A 17,168-nucleotide genomic window follows, 5' to 3' on the forward strand; every position below is an offset into this window, starting at 1 on the left:
GCCGTTCGGCGGAGTGAATGGAGAAACGGGAATGGGTGATCAGACACAAGGGTGCCGCGGCAAAGCGGGTATCTGGGCAGGTATTACGGGGCTTGTGGTCGCCGTATTCCTGATGGTCGTGGCGCATGAGCCCTTCTTCGTGGCTGTGTTCCTCGGTCTCCTGACCGTGCTGCTCTTCGGCGCCTTCCTGATCTGGGCATTCTGCTCCGAACATGGCGCGCCGGGCGCGGCGGACGGCACCGGCGCCTCCACCGACGATTCCGCTATTCCCGAAAGCCCAGTCGAAACCTTCAATGCCTCCTCTCCCGAAGGGGTCGCGGCGCAAGCGCAGGCGGCAGCGGCGGCACCGACGCCCGCAGCCGAGCGCGAGGTGACGCGTGCCGACACCATGACGCCCAAGGACGAAGCGGCCACGCCCGAGGCTGACAAGCCCGAGCCCGGCCCGACGACCAAGCCTGCGACGGAAGAGGCCGAGGAGCCCAAGGCCGAGCCGAAGACGGAAGAGCCCAAGGCCGAGCCCGAGGCCGAGCCCGAGGCTGACGCGACCACGCCGCTCTCCGCGATGTCGGCGCAGGTCGCGGACAAGCCCGCCGCCAATGCCGGGGGCCAACCCGAGGCCGCCGAGGGCGACGGCAAGAAGCCGCGCGGTCTCAAGCAGCCGCGCAAGGCGGGCGCCGACGATCTCAAGAAGATCGAAGGCGTCGGGCCGAAGCTCGAAGAAGTGCTGAACGGCTGGGGCATCTACCATTACGACCAGATCGCGAAATGGGGCCCCGAAGAGATTGCCTATGCGGACCAGAACGTGCCGCGTTTCAAAGGCCGCTGCACCCGCGACAAGTGGGTCAGCCAGGCGAAGATCATCGTTGAGGAAGGCATGGATGCGTTCCTCGAACGGGCGAAGACGAACGATTACTGAGCGGGGGTGAATGAGCCAGATCGACGAGCACGACAGGGCGTTGGGGCGTAAAGCCGCCCTTATCATTGCCGTCGCCACGATCCTCTGGCTCCTCCTGCAATGGATCGGACAACAACAGGGCTGGTCGGCGCAGGTCGCGCTGATCGGCGATCTTGCGGCGATAGCCGCCTATATCTACGCGCTGGCACTCGTCTGGCGCATCTGGCGCCGGAAATCCGGCAAGTGAGGGAAGCGATATGCTGAAGGATCAAGACCGGATCTTCACCAATCTCTACGGGATGCATGACCGCTCTCTGCAGGGCGCGAAGATGCGCGGGCATTGGGACGGCACTGGCGAGATCCTGTCGAAAGGCAAGGATTGGATCATCGAGCAAGTGAAGGCCTCCGGCCTGCGCGGGCGCGGTGGGGCAGGCTTCCCGACGGGTCTCAAGTGGTCCTTCATGCCGAAGGAAAGCGACGGGCGTCCGGCCTTCCTCGCGATCAATGCCGACGAATCCGAGCCCGCGACCTGCAAGGACCGCGAAATCATGCGCCACGATCCGCATACGCTGATCGAAGGCGCGTTGATCGCCGGTTTCGCGATGGGGGCCGCTGCGGCTTATATCTACATCCGCGGCGAATATGTCCGCGAGAAAGAGGCGCTGCAGCGCGCGATCGACGAGGCCTATGAAGACGGGCTGATCGGCAAGAACGCCTGCGGCTCCGGCTACGATTACGACGTCTACCTGTCGCATGGCGCGGGGGCCTATATCTGCGGCGAGGAAACGGCGCTGCTGGAAAGCCTCGAAGGCAAGAAGGGCATGCCCCGGATGAAGCCGCCGTTCCCGGCAGGCGCGGGCCTCTACGGTTGCCCGACGACGGTGAACAACGTGGAATCCATCGCCGTTGTCCCGACCATCCTGCGTCGCGGCGCGGAGTGGTATGCGGGCTTCGGGCGTCCGAACAATACCGGCGTGAAGCTGTTCGCGATGTCGGGCCACGTCAACACGCCCTGCGTCATCGAAGAGACCATGTCGATCTCGATGAAGGAACTGATCGAGAAGCATGGCGGCGGTGTGCGTGGCGGCTGGAAGAACCTCAAGGCGGTGATCCCGGGCGGGGCAAGCTGTCCGATCCTGCCCGCCGATCAATGCGAAGACGCGATCATGGATTACGACGGCATGCGCGAGCTGAAATCCAGCTTCGGCACCGCCTGCATGATCGTCATGGATCAGAATACCGACGTGATCAAAGCCGTCTGGCGCCTGTCCAAATTCTTCAAGCACGAAAGCTGCGGCCAGTGCACGCCGTGCCGCGAAGGCACCGGCTGGATGATGCGCGTGATGGACCGTCTGGTGCGCGGCGAGGCCGAGATCGAAGAAATCGACATGCTGTTCGACGTGACCAAACAGGTCGAAGGCCACACGATCTGCGCGCTCGGCGACGCAGCCGCCTGGCCGATCCAGGGCCTGATCCGTCACTTCCGCGAAGAGATCGAAGACCGCATCAAGGCCCGCAAGACTGGCCGCATGGGGGCGATGGCTGCGGAATGAAGCAACCCGCCGGATATCACCTGGCCGAGCTGAATATCGGCCGACTGGTTGCCGAACCGGGCGACCCGCGTCTGGAGGCTTTCATGAAGGCCCTCGACGCGGTGAACGGCATTGGCAAGCGGTCGGACGGGTTCGTCTGGATGATGGAAGGTTCGGGCGAGCCCGGCACCGGCAATACCGAGGCCAAGATCGGCGGCGATCCCTGTTTCGTCTCGAACCTGACGGTCTGGGAAGACGTGGAAAGCCTCGAGAAATTCGTCTGGAACACCGTGCATCGCGCTTTCTACGAGCGCCGCGCGGAGTGGTTCGAACTTCTCGGTCAGCAGCATTTCGTCATGTGGTGGGTGCCCGCGGGCCATCAACCCACGCTCGACGAGGCGCTGGAACGGCTGGAAGACCTGCGCGCGAATGGCGCGTCCGAGCGTGCCTTCGGCTGGAAAGACCTGCCGCAAGCCACGCTGTGGAAGACGCGCGCCTGCGCGGCGGAGGCGGCATGATGCGGGCGGTGATCATATCGGGCTGCGCGCTGGCGCTTGGTGGCTGCATGGGCACTCCGGGCGGCAACGAGGCCTCGAAAGGGCCGCGCCGTCTGGCGGCGGTTGAGGGCTACACGGCGGCCTATGACGCGAGTGGCGCGCTGGTCGTGATCCGGCAGGCTGCGCCCTTTGGAAATGACGAGGGCGCCGAGGCCAAGCGGGCCGCGAACGCCATCTGCGGCGGGGCCGTGGCCTCGTCAATCGACGATACATACCGGGACGGCGCTTGGGTCTTCCCGATGGGCTGCGGACACGCGGCCTGACCTAAAACCCGCGCGGGGGCAACCTCGCGCCCGAAGAGACGAGACGGATAGCCATGGCTGACCTGAGAAAGATCATCATCGACGGGAACGAGGTCGAGGTCGATCCGAACCTCACGCTGATCCAGGCGTGCGAGCAGGCGGGGATCGAGATCCCGCGCTTCTGCTACCACGAGCGTCTGTCGATCGCGGGCAACTGCCGGATGTGTCTGGTGGAAGTCGTGGGCGGCCCGCCGAAGCCGGCTGCCTCCTGCGCGATGCAGGTGCGCGACATGCGCCCGGGGCCGGAAGGCGCGCCGCCGGTGATCAAGACGAACTCGCCGATGGTCAAGAAGGCCCGCGAGGGGGTGATGGAGTTCCTGCTCATCAACCACCCGCTCGACTGCCCGATCTGCGACCAGGGCGGCGAATGCGATTTGCAAGACCAGGCAATGGCTTACGGGGTGGACTTCAGCCGCTACCGCGAGCCCAAGCGCGCCGCGACCGAGCTGAACCTCGGCCCGCTGGTCGAGACCCATATGACGCGCTGCATCTCCTGCACCCGCTGCGTGCGCTTCACCACCGAAGTCGCGGGCATCACCCAGATGGGTCAGACCGGCCGGGGCGAGGATGCGGAGATCGCGAACTACCTGAACATGACGCTCGACTCGAACATGCAGGGCAACATCATCGACCTGTGCCCGGTGGGCGCGCTGGTCTCGAAGCCCTATGCGTTCACCGCGCGTCCGTGGGAGCTGACGAAGACCGAGACCGTCGACGTGATGGACGCCGTGGGCTCGAACATCCGCGTCGACACCAAGGGACGCGAAGTGATGCGCATCCTGCCGCGCAACAATGACGACGTGAACGAGGAGTGGATCTCCGACAAGACCCGCTTCGTCTGGGACGGCCTGCGCCGCCAGCGTCTCGACCGGCCCTACGTCCGCGTCGACGGCAAGCTGAAGCCCGCAAGCTGGGGCGAGGCGCTGAGCGCCGCCGCCGAGGCGATGAAGGGCAAGAAAGTCGCCGGTCTGGTGGGCGATCTGGTCTCCACCGAGGCCGCTTTCTCGCTCAAGCAGCTGATCGAAGGGCTGGGCGGCACGGTCGAATGCCGCACCGATGGTGCCCGTCTGCCGATCGGTAACCGCTACGGCTATGTCGGCAACGCGACGATCGCCGATCTGGATGACGCCGAGATGGTGCAAATCATCGGCGCGAACCCGGCGGTGGAAGCGCCCGTTCTGAACGCGCGCATCCGTAAGGCCTGGGCCAAGGGCGCGACTGTCGGTCTCGTCGGCGAAGCCTGCGATCTGACCTATGACTACGTCCATGTCGGCACCGACCGCGCCGCTCTGGCCGAACTGTCGGGCAAGACGATCTCGGACGAGACGAAGGCGAAGAACACCGTCGTTATCATCGGGCAGGGCGCTCTGAACGAAGCCGATGGCGAGGCGGTTCTGGCCCATGCCATGAAGCTGGCTGAGAACTCGAACGCCAAGTTCATGGTGCTGCACACCGCCGCCGCCCGTGTCGGCGCGATGGATGTGGGCGCTGTGACCGAGGGCGGTCTGCTCGCGGCCATCGACGGGGCCGAGGTGATCTACAACATGGGCGCCGACGAGGTGGAGATCACCCCGCGCGCCGAGGGCGGTCCCTTCGTGATCTATCAGGGCAGCCACGGCGACCGCGGGGCCAACCGCGCCGACGTGATCCTGCCCGGCGCGGCCTATACGGAAGAGAACGGCCTCTTCGTGAACACCGAGGGTCGTCCGCAGCTTGCCTTCCGCGCGGCCTTCCCGCCGGGCGAGGCGAAAGAGAACTGGGCGATCCTGCGCGCGCTCTCGGCCGAGCTGGACGCCAAGCAGCCCTGGGACACGCTGGCCGGTCTGCGCCGCGCGATGGTCGCGGAAGTGCCGCATCTGGCGCAGGTCGATGAAGTTGTGGAGAACGAAGTGCAGGCGATCGAGCCGCGCGACATGGGCAAGGCGACCTTCCGTCTGCCGATCCACGAATTCTACCTGACCAACCCGATCGCACGGGCCTCCGTCGTGATGGGCGAATGCGCGAGCCTCGCGAAAGCGCGGGCCGAAGCGCCGGTCGCCGCCGAGTGAGGTTGAGACGGATGATGCAGACCCTGCCCAATATCGCACCGCTCGCCCCCGGCCTTCTGGCCGGTCTGGCGGCGTGCACGCCGACCGGCGGGGCGCAGGGGGATAGCGCGGTCAAACCGGACTATCGGGGCACCGAAACACGGCTCCTCGACAGCGATCTGGTGGAGATCCGCGCGCGCGTCTCGGGCGAGGGCGCCAGCGAGAAAGCGGCGACCGATTATGCCCAATGCGCAGCCGCGCAATATGCGCTGGTGCGTGGCTATGGATTTGCGCGCCATGTGCGCACGAATGTGACTGAAGAGGGTGGCATCTGGCGGGCAGATGCGGTCTACACCATCTCGCCCGCCTTGCCGCAGGGACTCAAGACGATCGACGCGGAAGTAACCGTCGCCGATTGCAAGGATCGCGGCATTCCGACCGTATGAAGAGAGTGGGACATCATGGCTGAATTCTTCGCGACACCTTTCGGGATCTTCCTGCTGATCGTGCTGCAGAGCTTGGCGGTTATCGCCTTCGTGATGCTTTCGATGATCTGGCTGGTCTATGGCGACCGTAAGATCTGGGCTGCCGTGCAGATGCGTCGCGGACCGAACGTCGTCGGGCCCTGGGGCCTGATGCAGACCTTCGCGGATGCGCTGAAATATGTGGTCAAGGAAATCGTCGTGCCGGCGGGCGCCGACAAGTTCGTCTATTTCCTCGCCCCGATCCTGAGCTTCGTGCTCGCACTCCTGACCTTCTCGGTGATCCCGTTTGCCGACGGTTGGGTGCTGGCCGATATCAACGTCGCCCTTCTGTTTGTCTTCGCGGCCTCCTCGCTCGAGGTGTACGGCGTGATCATGGGCGGCTGGGCGTCGAACTCGAAATACCCGTTCCTCGGCTCGCTCCGCTCGGCCGCGCAGATGATCTCCTATGAGGTCTCGATCGGCCTGATCATCATCGGGGTGATCATCTCGACCGGCTCGATGAACCTGTCGACCATCGTGCGCGCGCAGGATACCGGCTGGGGCCTTCTGGGCTGGTACTGGCTGCCCCACCTGCCGATGGTGGCGCTGTTCTTCATCTCGGCGCTGGCCGAGACCAACCGCCCGCCCTTCGACCTTCCGGAAGCGGAATCCGAACTCGTTGCGGGCTTCATGGTGGAATACAGCTCGACCCCGTATCTGCTGTTCATGGCCGGCGAATATATCGCGATCTGGCTGATGTGCGCGCTGATGTCGATCCTGTTCTTCGGCGGCTGGCTGTCCCCGATCCCGGGTCTGCCCGACGGGGTGCTGTGGATGTTCGCCAAGATGGTGTTCTTCTTCTTCATGTTCGCGATGGTGAAGGCGATCGTGCCGCGCTACCGCTACGACCAGCTCATGCGGATTGGCTGGAAAGTCTTCCTGCCGCTGTCGCTGGCGTGGGTGGTGATCATCTCCTTCCTCGCGAAATTCGAAATCTTCGGGCACTTCTGGGCCCGCTGGGCGATGGGGAGCTGATAGATGGCTTTCGACTATAACCGCGCTGCCAAGTATTTCTTGCTGGTGGACTTCATCAAAGGCTTCGGCCTGGGGATGCGCTATTTCTTCGCGCCGAAACCCACGCTGAACTACCCGCACGAGAAGGGCCCGCTGTCGCCGCGCTTCCGGGGCGAGCACGCCCTGCGCCGCTACCCCAACGGGGAAGAGCGCTGCATCGCGTGCAAACTTTGCGAGGCGATCTGCCCGGCGCAGGCGATCACGATCGACGCGGAACCCCGCGCCGACGGCTCGCGCCGCACGACGCGCTACGACATCGACATGACGAAATGCATCTATTGCGGCTTCTGTCAGGAAGCCTGCCCGGTGGATGCGATCGTCGAAGGTCCGAATTTCGAATTCTCGACCGAGACCCGCGAGGAGCTGTTCTACGACAAGCAGAAGCTCCTTGAGAACGGGGCCCGCTGGGAAGCCGAGATTGCCCGCAACCTCGAACTGGATGCGCCTTACAGATGACCGACGATTTTTCGAAACTCTTTAGCAACATGATGGAGCAGTCGGCCGAGATGGCGCGGCTGTTCAATCCGGCGCTGGAAAGTTTCAATCCGGCTGCGATGGAGAAACTCTTCCCCACCATGTCGAAGGACATGATGGAGATGTGGTTCGGCAAGACCTTCAACCGCGAAGGGCTCGACAGCCGGACGCGGCTTCTGGTGACGATCGCCGCGCTCACGGTGCTGGGCGCGCAAGCGGATTCGCAGCTGCGCCTGACGATCCGCCACGCGCTCGAGGCCGGGGCCACGCAACGCGAGATCGCCGAGGTGATCTTTCAGATGAGCATGTTCGGCGGGGTGCCCGCCATGACCCGCGCGCTCGAGATCGCGCAATCGGTCTTCGACGAGAATTCGGGAGAGAACGAATGACGGTGTTTGCTTTCGCCTTCTACCTTTTCGCCATTACGGCGGTGGTCGCGGGCTTCATGGTGGTGATTTCCAAGAACCCGGTCCATTCGGTGCTCTGGCTGATCCTCACCTTCCTGTCGGCAGCGGGGCTTTTCGTGCTGCTGGGCTCGGAATTCGTCGCGATGCTGTTGATCATCGTCTATGTCGGCGCGGTCGCGGTGCTCTTCCTCTTCGTGGTGATGATGCTCGATGTCGATTTCGCCGCGCTGAAAGGGGAGCTGGCGCGCTACATGCCGCTGGGCCTCCTGATCGGGGTCGTGATGCTGGTGCAGCTGGGCATCGCCTTCGGCGCATGGCAGACCTCGGACATGGCGGAAAGCCTGCGTGCCGATCCGGTGCCCGAGGGCATGACCAACGCGCAGGCGATCGGCCTGCTCGTTTATGACAAATACCTCTACCTCTTCCAGACGGCGGGCCTGATCCTGCTGGTCGCGATGATCGGGGCGATCCTTCTGACGCTGCGCCATCGCACCAACGTCAAGCGCCAGAACGTCATCGCGCAGATGCATCGCGATCCGTCCAAGACGATGGAAATGGTGGACGTCAAACCGGGGCAGGGGCTGTGAGCGAACAAAAGCAAGCGAAAAACGCGAGTTCGGAAACGAGGGTGAACGCATGATCGGATTGGAACATTACCTTGGCGTGGCTGCCGCGCTGTTCGTGATCGGCATTTTCGGGATCTTCGTGAACCGCAAGAACGTGATCGTCATCATGATGTCGATCGAACTGATGCTGTTGGCGGTGAATATCAACCTGGTGGCTTTCTCGGCCTATCTGGGGGACCTCGTCGGACAGATCTTCACCCTCTTCGTGCTGACCGTTGCGGCAGCCGAGGCCGCGATCGGCCTTGCGATCCTCGTGGTCTTCTTCCGCAACCGCGGCTCGATCGAGGTCGAAGACGTCAACGTGATGAAGGGATAAGGGACGATGGAAACGATCATTCTCTTTGCGCCGCTGATCGGTGCGATCCTTGGTGGCTTCGGCTGGCGGGTGATCGGCGAAAAGGGCGCGATGGTCCTGACCACGGGCCTTCTGTTCCTCGCCGCTCTGCTCAGCTGGATCGTGTTCCTCACGCTGGGCGATCAGACGCAGCACATTCACGTCCTGAACTGGATCACCTCGGGGGAACTGGATGTCTCCTGGGCGATCCGGATGGACCGACTGACCGCGATCATGCTGATCGTGGTGACGACGGTCTCCTCGCTCGTGCATCTCTACTCGTGGGGCTACATGGCCCATGACGAGAATTTCGACGAGGGGAAGGGCGAGAACTACAAGGCACGCTTCTTCGCCTACCTGTCCTTCTTCACCTTCACCATGTTGATGCTGGTGACCTCGGACAACCTGCTGCAGATGTTCTTCGGCTGGGAAGGCGTCGGTGTCGCCTCCTACCTGCTGATCGGCTTCTACTACAAGAAACCCTCGGCCAACGCGGCCGCGATGAAGGCCTTCATCGTCAACCGTGTCGGCGATTTTGGCTTCCTGCTGGGGATGTTCGGCCTGTTCTACATGACCGGCTCGCTGCAGTTGGACGACGTCTTTTCGGCGGCGCCGGCCTTGTCAGAGACCAATCTCGACTTCCTCTGGGGGTCCTGGAACGCGGTCGAGCTCTGCGCCTTCCTGCTCTTCGTGGGTGCGATGGGTAAATCGGCGCAGCTCTTCCTGCACACATGGTTGCCGGACGCGATGGAAGGCCCGACGCCTGTGTCGGCGCTGATCCACGCCGCGACCATGGTGACCGCGGGCGTGTTCCTCGTCTGCCGCATGTCGCCGGTCTACGAATACGCTCCGCATGCGCAGACCTTCATCGTCGTGATCGGCGCCTCGACCGCCTTCTTCGCCGCGACCGTGGGTCTGGTGCAGAACGACATCAAGCGCGTCATCGCCTATTCGACCTGTTCGCAGCTGGGCTACATGTTCGCGGCAGCGGGTGTCGGCGTCTACTCGGTGGCGATGTTCCACCTGCTGACCCACGCGTTCTTCAAGGCGCTGCTGTTCCTTTCGGCTGGTTCGGTCATCACCGCGATGCACCACGAGCAGGACATGCGGAACTATGGCGGCCTTCGCAAAAAGGTGCCGCTGACCTTCTGGGCGATGATCTTCGGTACGCTGGCGATCACCGGGGTCGGCATTCCCTTCACCCATCTCGGCTTCGCGGGCTTCCTCTCGAAAGACGCGATCATCGAGAGCGTCTGGGGCGGCTCCGGCGCAGGCTATGCCTTCTGGCTTCTGGTCATCGCGGCGGCCTTCACGTCCTTCTACTCGTGGCGCCTGATCTTCATGACCTTCTTCGGCAAGCCGCGCGGCGATCATCATGCGCATGATCACGCCAAGGAAAGCCCGTGGGTCATGACCGTGCCGCTGGTGGTGCTGTCCTTCGGCGCGATCTTCGCCGGGATGATCTGGTACAACGTCTTCTTCGGCGATCACGCGAAGCTGGTGAAGTTCTTCGGGCTTCCCGCCCATGCCGAGCAAACGGCGGATGCGGGTCATGCGACGAATGGCGAGGCTGCGCAGACCGGTGAGGGCGCCCATGGCGCAGAGCCGCCGGTGCCGGATGCGACCATGACCGAGCAGCAGGCCGAGGCCGAGCTGATGGACGAGGCCAAGACCTCGCCGGATGTCGGCGTCTCGACGGCGGTGATCAAGTATCCGGGCGTCGCCCCTCAGGGTGCGATCTACATGGGTCAGGAAAACGAGGTCATCGACAAGGCGCACCACGCACCGGCCTGGGTCAAGGTTTCGCCCTTCGTGGCGATGCTTGGCGGGCTTCTCGTGGCATGGCTGTTCTACATCAAGGACACCAGCCTGCCGAAGCGGCTCGCCGAGGCGCAGCCTGGCCTGTACCGCTTCCTGCTCAACAAGTGGTATTTCGACGAGCTGTACGAGCGCATCTTCGTGCGCCCGGCGCTCTGGTTCGGCTATCAATTCTGGAAGAAAGGGGACGAGGGCTCGATTGACCGAGTTATCGACGGCATGGCCGTTGGCATCGTCCCGACATTCACGAGGTTCCTTAACAGGATGCAATCGGGCTATCTGTTCCACTACGCCTTCGCCATGGTGATCGGGATTGTCGGTCTCATGCTCTGGGTCGTCCTCAACGGGGGGGCGAACTGATGCAACACCTGCTTTCCATCGTCATCTTCACGCCCGCCGTGGCGGCGCTGATCCTCGCGCTGGTTCTGCGCGGCGGCTCGCCCGAGGCGGACCGGAACGCGAAATGGGTGGCGCTGACCGCGACGTCGGTCACCTTCCTGATCTCGCTGTTCCTGCTGGCCGGGTTCGACCCGTCCAACACCGGCTTCCAGTTCATGGAGAAATACACCTGGATCATGGGGTTCCAGTACCGCGTGGGTGTCGACGGCCTGTCGATCCTCTTCGTGATGCTGACCACCTTCATGATGCCGCTGGTGATCGTCGGCAGCTGGAACGTCACCGACCGCGTGAAGGAATACATGATCGCCTTCCTCGTCCTCGAGACGCTGATGGTGGGCACCTTCGTCACGCTCGATCTGGTGCTGTTCTACCTGTTCTTCGAAGCGGGCCTGATCCCGATGTTCCTGATCATCGGTATCTGGGGGGGCAAGCAGCGCGTCTACGCCGCGTTCAAGTTCTTCCTCTACACCTTCTTCGGCTCGGTCTTCATGCTGGTGTCGATCATCTACATCTACTTCCACACCGGAACGACGGATATGCCGGGGCTGCTCGTCTACGAGTTCCCATACACACCGGTGCACATACTCGGGATAACGATCCCCGGCGGGGTGCAAACGCTGCTCTGGCTCGGCTTCTTCATCTCCTTCGCGATCAAGATGCCGCTCTGGCCGGTGCACACCTGGCTGCCTGCCGCGCACGTGCAGGCGCCGACGGCCGGTTCTGTCGTGCTCGCCGCGGTGTTGTTGAAGCTCGCCGATTACGGTTTCCTGCGCTTCTCGCTGCCGATGTTCCCGGTGGGCAACCTCGTGGTCGGGCCCTGGGCGATGTGGCTCGCGGTGATCGCGATCATCTGGACCTCGCTGGTGGCGCTGGTGCAGACCGATATCAAGCGCGTCATCGCCTATAGCTCGGTCGCGCACATGGCCGTCGTGCTGCTCGGGATTTTCTCGGGCACGCAGCAGGGTATCGAGGGCGGTATCTTCATGGTTGTCGCGCACGGTTTCACCTCGGCGGCGCTGTTCCTCGCGGTGGGTGTGGTTTACGACCGGATGCATACGCGCGAGATCTCGGCCTATGGCGGCCTGGTGAAGCGCATGCCTGCCTATGCGACGATCTTCATGTTCTTCACGATGGCCAATGTCGGCCTTCCCGGCACCGCCAATTTCGTCGGCGAGTTCCTGATCCTCGTGGGCGTCTTCCAGGTGAATACGTGGGTTGCGGTCTTCGCCACGACGAGCGTGATCCTGTCGGCGGCCTATGCGCTCTGGCTCTATCGCCGGGTCGTCTTCGGCGATCTCATCAAAGAGAGCCTGCGTGCGATCACCGACCTGAGCACGCGCGAGAAATGGATCTTCGCGCCGCTGGTCGCGATGACCTTGTTGCTCGGGGTCTATCCTGATCTCGTGACCAACATCATCGGGCCGTCGGTGACGAACCTTGTCCAGAACTATCACGATGCCTTGCCGGACAACCTTCTGTCCGACCTGGTCGAACACTGAGGAGCTGAGGGATGACTTCTGCGGATTTCTCGATCGTCCTTCCGGAGTTTTTGCTCGCCGTCTACGCGATGGTGGCGCTGCTCGCGGGTGTGTGGTTCGGCAAGGACAAGCTTGCGCCGACCCTGCTGTGGATCACCTCCGGCGTCATGCTGGTGATCGCGGCCTGGATCGGTCTGGCCGAGGTAGGGTCGCATGAGGCCTTCGGTGGCCTCTTCATCGACGACGCGTTCTCGCGCTTCACCAAGGTGATGATCCTGGTCTCGGCTGCGCTGGTTCTCGCGATGGGCACCGATTACATGCAGCGCCGCGGGTTGCTGCGCTTTGAATACCCGATCCTCGCGACGCTGGCCGTCATCGGCATGATGATGATGGTCTCGGCGGGCAACCTGATGTCGCTCTATATGGGCCTCGAGCTGCAATCGCTCGCGCTCTACATCGTGGCCGCGCTGCGCCGCGAAAGCGAGAAGAGCTCGGAAGCGGGTCTGAAGTATTTCGTGCTCGGCGCGCTGTCCTCGGGCATCCTGCTCTATGGCGCGTCGCTGACCTACGGCTTCGCGGGCACCACGCAATTCGCGGGTATCATCGAAGTGGTTCAAGAAGGTCACCTGCCGATCGGCCTGCTGTTCGGCATGGTCTTCCTGATCGCCGGTCTCGCCTTCAAGGTCTCGGCGGTGCCGTTCCACATGTGGACGCCCGACGTCTATGAAGGCTCGCCCACGCCGGTCACCGCTTTCTTCGCCACCGCGCCGAAAGTGGCGGCGACGGCGCTGATCGCACGGCTCCTCTTCGACGCCTTCGGTCAGGTGCCGGCGGAGTGGGGGCAGATCCTCGCGCTGCTCGCGGGCCTGTCGATGGTCTGGGGCTCGGTCGCGGCGATCGGTCAGACGAACATCAAACGCCTGATGGCCTATTCCTCGATCACCCATATGGGCTTCGTCCTGCTGGGCCTCTCGGCGGGCACCGCCGAGGGCGTGCAGGCGATGCTGACCTATATGGCGATCTACGTGACGATGAATGTCGGCGTCTTCGCCTTCATGCTCTCGATGGAGCGTGACGGCCAGCCGGTGACCGATATCAAGTCGCTGAACCAATATGCTCGTCAGGATCCGACCAAGGCGCTGGCGATGCTGGTGCTGCTGTTCTCGCTTGCGGGCGTGCCGCCGTTCCTAGGCTTCTTCGCCAAGTTCGCGGTGCTCCAGGCGGCGCTGCATGCGGGCTATATCTGGCTCGTGCTGCTGGGCGTGATCGCCTCGGTCGTGGCGGCCTTCTACTACCTGCGGATCGTGTTCTACATGTATTTCGGCAAGGAGACGGACCCGCTCGACAACCGGATGCCCGCGATCCAATGGGGGCTTCTGATGGTCTCCGCGCTGGCGATGCTGGTTGGTATCTTCAACCTCTTCGGCATCGAGGGCGCGGCCCAGGCTGCGGCGGCGGCTCTTGTCAACTGAGCGCGATGACTGGCCCGAGGGCGTGGCGCGACACGTCCTGCCCTCGGTCGATAGCACCATGGATGAAGCGGCCCGGCTAGCGCCGGGCCTCTCCGGTTCAGCGTGGATCTTTGCGCATGAGCAGACCGCGGCCCGCGGTCGGCGCGGCCGTGCCTGGCGCGCGCCCACGGGCAATTTCTCGGCGACGCTGGTGATGCGGCCCGAGGGCGGGCTGGGGCAGGCGGCGCTCTATTCCTTCGTCGCGGCTCTGGCGCTCGAAGCGGCGCTCGCCCATGTCGGGGGCCCGCATGCGCGGCTCTCGATCAAATGGCCCAATGACGTGCTGCTGAGCGGTGGCAAGATCGCGGGCATCCTGCTGGAGAGCCTGCGGGGCGGTGAGCAGATCGCGATCGGCATCGGTGTGAACCTCGCGCAGGCGCCCGACCGCAGCGAGGTCGAGCCCGAGGCGATGGCCCCGGTCAGCCTGATCGGCGAGACCGGGATGCAGATCACCCCGGCGGAGTTCCTGCCGATGTTGGCGCAGGCCTTCGATCATTACGACCGGCAGTTCCGCGATTACGGTTTCGACGCGATCCGCAATGCGTGGCTCGCCCGCGCGGCGCGTCTAGGCGAGGAGATCACCGCCCGGGTCGGCGGCGAGACCTATCGCGGCACCTTCGAGACCATCGACGAGACCGGCGCGCTGATCCTGACCACGCCCGAGGGCCGTCGCGCCATCTCGGCAGCGGATATCTTTTTCTGAGCGGAAAGGGGGAGCCATGCTTCTCTGCATCGACTGCGGCAACACCAATACGGTCTTTTCGGTCTGGGACGGGACGGATTTCGTCGCCACATGGCGGATGGAGACGAACCACCAGCGCACGGCGGACGAATATTTCCTCTGGCTGTCGGGCATGATGCGCGTGCAGGAGATCGCGGGCGAAATCACCGAGGTGATCATCTCCTCGACCGTGCCGCGGGTCGTCTTCAACCTGCGGGTCCTGTCGAACCGGTATTTCAACTGTCGGCCGCTCGTGGTGGGCAAGCCCGAATGCCGCCTGCCGGTCGAGCCGCGCGTCGATCCGGGCACGACCGTGGGGCCGGATCGCCTCGTGAACACGGTGGCGGGCTATGACCGGCATGGCGGCGACATCGTCGTCGTCGATTTCGGCACCGCGACCACCTTCGACGTGGTGGCCTCCGACGGGGCCTATATCGGCGGGGTGATCGCGCCCGGCGTCAACCTCTCGCTCGAGGCGTTGCACGCCTCCGCTGCCGCCCTACCTCATGTCGATGTGACGATGCCCGAAAAGGCCATCGGCACGAATACCGTCGCCTGTATCCAATCGGGCGTTTTCTGGGGCTATATCGGCCTCGTCGAAGGCGTCGTGCGCCAAATCCGGCTCGAACGCGACCGCCCGATGAAAGTCATCGCGACCGGCGGTCTGGCCGAACTGTTCTCGCAGGGCTTTGACCTCTTTGACAGTGTCGATTACGACCTTACCATGCACGGCCTTCGCCTCCTCAACGACTATAACAAGGACCTTCCCGCGTGAGTGACAGACTGATCTACCTCCCCCTCGGCGGTGCCGGCGAAATCGGCATGAACGCCTATGTGTACGGCTACGGCCCAGAGGGGAAAGAGCGGCTGATCGTTGTCGATCTGGGCGTGACTTTCCCGGATATGGATAGCACGCCCGGCGTCGATCTGATCTTTGCCGATCTCGAATGGCTGGAAGCGAATGCCGACCGGATCGACGCGATCTTTATCACCCACGCCCATGAAGACCATATCGGCGCGCTGGCCCATGTCTGGAACAAGCTGCGCAAGCCGGTCTATGCGCGCGCCTTCACCGGCCGCATCGGTCAGCTGAAGCTGGAAGAGGCGGGCATCCCGGCCGAGACGATCCAGATCGTCGAGCCGCGCCCGACCGTGATCGAGGCCGGTCCCTTCAAGGTGCAATTCGTGCCGATCTCGCACTCGATCCCCGAGAGCTCCGGCCTCATCATCGACACGCCCGCCGGGCGCGTCGTCCATACGGGCGATTTCAAGCTCGACGGCAACCCGATCGTGGGCGAGCCCTTCGAGCCCGAGATGTGGCATGCCATCGCCAAGGAAGGCGACGGTGTGAAGGTTCTGGTGAGCGATTCCACCAACGTCTTCTCGCCGCTGCCGGGCCGGTCGGAGGCCACGCTGGCCGAGCCGATCTCGGAGCTGATCCGCGCCCAGACCGGCATGGTCGTCGCGACCACCTTCGCCTCGAACGTGGCGCGCCTGAAGACGCTCGCCGAGGCGGGCAAGGCCGCGGGCCGCTCCGTCTGCCTGCTGGGCCGCGCGATGAAGCGCATGGTCTCGGTCGCCGAAGAAACCGGCGTGCTCAAGGGCATGCCCGGCACGATCTCGGCGGAAGAGGCGAGCGACGTGCCGCGCCAGAACCTGATGCTGATCGTGACCGGCTCTCAGGGCGAGCGCCGCGCGGCCTCGGCCCAGCTGAGCCGTGGCAAATATCTGGGTCTCGAGCTGAAAGAGGGCGACACGTTCCTGTTCTCCTCGAAGACCATCCCGGGCAATGAGCGCGGCGTGATCCGCATCATGAACGCCTTCTCGGAGATGGGCGTCGACGTGGTGGACGATCACGGCGGGCTCTATCACGTCTCGGGCCACGCGAACCGCCCCGATCTGGAAGCGGTCCATGAGCTGCTCGCGCCGAAGATGCTGATCCCGATGCATGGCGAGCATCGCCACCTGCGCGAACACGCGAAGCTGGCCGCGGATAAGGGTATCCCGTCCGAGGTCGCGACGAACGGCACGATGATCGACCTGACCGGCAAGGCGCCGAAAGTCGTCGAATATATCGAAGCGGGCCGCACCTACCTCGACGGTTCGGTGCAGATTGGTGCGATGGACGGCGTGGTGCGTGACCGGATGCGCATGGCGCTGAACGGGCTGTGCCTTGTGACCCTGATCCTCGACGAGCAGGACCAGCCGCTGGGCGAGCCCTGGGTCGAGCTGAACGGCCTGCCGAAACTGGGCCGCTCGGGCGCGCCGCTGGCCGAGACGATCGAAGACGAGATGACGCAATATCTCGAACGCGCTTCGATCAAGGTCCTCAACAATGACGACAAGATCGACGAGAGCCTGCGTCGCATCGCGCGTCAGGTCTCGATGGAAGAGATCGGCAAGAAGCCCGAAGTGATCGTCGTCACCAGCCGCCTGACCGATTGAGCGCGGCTCCGCGCCCCAAAAGGGCGCGGATCGCCCAAGCGCAAGCGGGCAGGGGGGCGCCCCATCCTTGAAGACAAAGAAAAACCCCGCCGGAGGAGGCCTCC

General features: G+C 63.9%; 18 protein-coding genes. All 18 read left to right on the forward strand.

Translation table 11 applies throughout. The annotated features are described in order from the left end of the window. Window positions 1-31 precede the first annotated feature (31 nt). From AC2TZ7_RS09635 to AC2TZ7_RS09720, 18 genes are read left to right on the forward strand one after another with little or no spacing between them, the layout of a single operon-like run. Entirely contained in the window at window positions 32-916 is an 885-nt protein-coding gene (locus AC2TZ7_RS09635; protein WP_489866737.1) for a helix-hairpin-helix domain-containing protein, read from the forward strand. Window positions 917-926: 10 nt separating this feature from the next. Beyond that, window positions 927-1,142: a DUF5337 family protein gene (locus AC2TZ7_RS09640; protein ID WP_078570253.1), complete on the forward strand. Its 216-nt coding sequence runs from the start codon at window positions 927-929 to the stop codon at window positions 1,140-1,142. Between the two features lie 10 nt (window positions 1,143-1,152). After that, complete coding sequence (gene nuoF / locus AC2TZ7_RS09645) at window positions 1,153-2,448, forward strand: NADH-quinone oxidoreductase subunit NuoF (RefSeq protein WP_078539526.1); 1,296 nt, start codon at window positions 1,153-1,155, stop codon at window positions 2,446-2,448. Beyond that, window positions 2,445-2,945, forward strand: a complete 501-nt coding sequence (locus AC2TZ7_RS09650) for a DUF3291 domain-containing protein (RefSeq protein ID WP_489866738.1) — start codon at window positions 2,445-2,447, stop codon at window positions 2,943-2,945. Before nuoF ends, AC2TZ7_RS09650 begins: the two co-directional genes overlap by 4 nt. After that, window positions 2,942-3,247, forward strand: coding sequence for a hypothetical protein (locus AC2TZ7_RS09655; protein ID WP_489866739.1), 306 nt, complete (start codon window positions 2,942-2,944; stop codon window positions 3,245-3,247). Before AC2TZ7_RS09650 ends, AC2TZ7_RS09655 begins: the two co-directional genes overlap by 4 nt. 53 nt (window positions 3,248-3,300) lie before the next feature. Then, window positions 3,301-5,334: an NADH-quinone oxidoreductase subunit NuoG gene (nuoG, locus tag AC2TZ7_RS09660; protein ID WP_489866740.1), complete on the forward strand. Its 2,034-nt coding sequence runs from the start codon at window positions 3,301-3,303 to the stop codon at window positions 5,332-5,334. 14 nt (window positions 5,335-5,348) lie between these two features. Then, window positions 5,349-5,759, forward strand: coding sequence for a hypothetical protein (locus AC2TZ7_RS09665; protein ID WP_208409817.1), 411 nt, complete (start codon window positions 5,349-5,351; stop codon window positions 5,757-5,759). A gap of 15 nt (window positions 5,760-5,774) precedes the next feature. Beyond that, the gene (nuoH, locus tag AC2TZ7_RS09670; protein WP_098410566.1) at window positions 5,775-6,812 is read left to right on the forward strand and encodes an NADH-quinone oxidoreductase subunit NuoH; all 1,038 of its coding nucleotides are present in this window, start codon (window positions 5,775-5,777) and stop codon (window positions 6,810-6,812) included. Window positions 6,813-6,815: 3 nt separating this feature from the next. Then, on the forward strand, window positions 6,816-7,307 hold the full coding sequence (gene nuoI, locus AC2TZ7_RS09675; protein WP_075774482.1) for an NADH-quinone oxidoreductase subunit NuoI: 492 nt from the start codon (window positions 6,816-6,818) through the stop codon (window positions 7,305-7,307). Beyond that, entirely contained in the window at window positions 7,304-7,714 is a 411-nt protein-coding gene (locus AC2TZ7_RS09680) for a carboxymuconolactone decarboxylase family protein (RefSeq protein WP_078519420.1), read from the forward strand. The genes nuoI and AC2TZ7_RS09680 overlap by 4 nt, the downstream gene beginning before the upstream one ends. Then, on the forward strand, window positions 7,711-8,319 hold the full coding sequence (locus AC2TZ7_RS09685) for an NADH-quinone oxidoreductase subunit J (RefSeq protein ID WP_489866741.1): 609 nt from the start codon (window positions 7,711-7,713) through the stop codon (window positions 8,317-8,319). Before AC2TZ7_RS09680 ends, AC2TZ7_RS09685 begins: the two co-directional genes overlap by 4 nt. A gap of 49 nt (window positions 8,320-8,368) precedes the next feature. Continuing rightward, a complete protein-coding gene (gene nuoK / locus AC2TZ7_RS09690) occupies window positions 8,369-8,674 on the forward strand; it encodes an NADH-quinone oxidoreductase subunit NuoK (protein WP_098410568.1) in 306 nt (101 codons plus the stop codon). 6 nt (window positions 8,675-8,680) lie between these two features. After that, the gene (nuoL, locus tag AC2TZ7_RS09695; protein WP_489866742.1) at window positions 8,681-10,870 is read left to right on the forward strand and encodes an NADH-quinone oxidoreductase subunit L; all 2,190 of its coding nucleotides are present in this window, start codon (window positions 8,681-8,683) and stop codon (window positions 10,868-10,870) included. Beyond that, window positions 10,870-12,408, forward strand: coding sequence for an NADH-quinone oxidoreductase subunit M (locus AC2TZ7_RS09700; protein ID WP_098410570.1), 1,539 nt, complete (start codon window positions 10,870-10,872; stop codon window positions 12,406-12,408). Before nuoL ends, AC2TZ7_RS09700 begins: the two co-directional genes overlap by 1 nt. A gap of 11 nt (window positions 12,409-12,419) precedes the next feature. Next, the gene (gene nuoN / locus AC2TZ7_RS09705; protein ID WP_489866743.1) at window positions 12,420-13,859 is read left to right on the forward strand and encodes an NADH-quinone oxidoreductase subunit NuoN; all 1,440 of its coding nucleotides are present in this window, start codon (window positions 12,420-12,422) and stop codon (window positions 13,857-13,859) included. Continuing rightward, window positions 13,849-14,601, forward strand: coding sequence for a biotin--[acetyl-CoA-carboxylase] ligase (locus tag AC2TZ7_RS09710; protein WP_489866744.1), 753 nt, complete (start codon window positions 13,849-13,851; stop codon window positions 14,599-14,601). Before nuoN ends, AC2TZ7_RS09710 begins: the two co-directional genes overlap by 11 nt. A 16-nt stretch (window positions 14,602-14,617) precedes the next feature. Further along, complete coding sequence (locus tag AC2TZ7_RS09715) at window positions 14,618-15,394, forward strand: type III pantothenate kinase (RefSeq protein ID WP_078599292.1); 777 nt, start codon at window positions 14,618-14,620, stop codon at window positions 15,392-15,394. A 47-nt stretch (window positions 15,395-15,441) separates the two neighbouring features. Further along, the gene (locus tag AC2TZ7_RS09720) at window positions 15,442-17,064 is read left to right on the forward strand and encodes a ribonuclease J (RefSeq protein ID WP_489866802.1); all 1,623 of its coding nucleotides are present in this window, start codon (window positions 15,442-15,444) and stop codon (window positions 17,062-17,064) included. The last annotated feature ends 104 nt before the right edge of the window (window positions 17,065-17,168 follow it).

The organism is Thioclava sp. ISO4, from assembly GCF_058105145.1.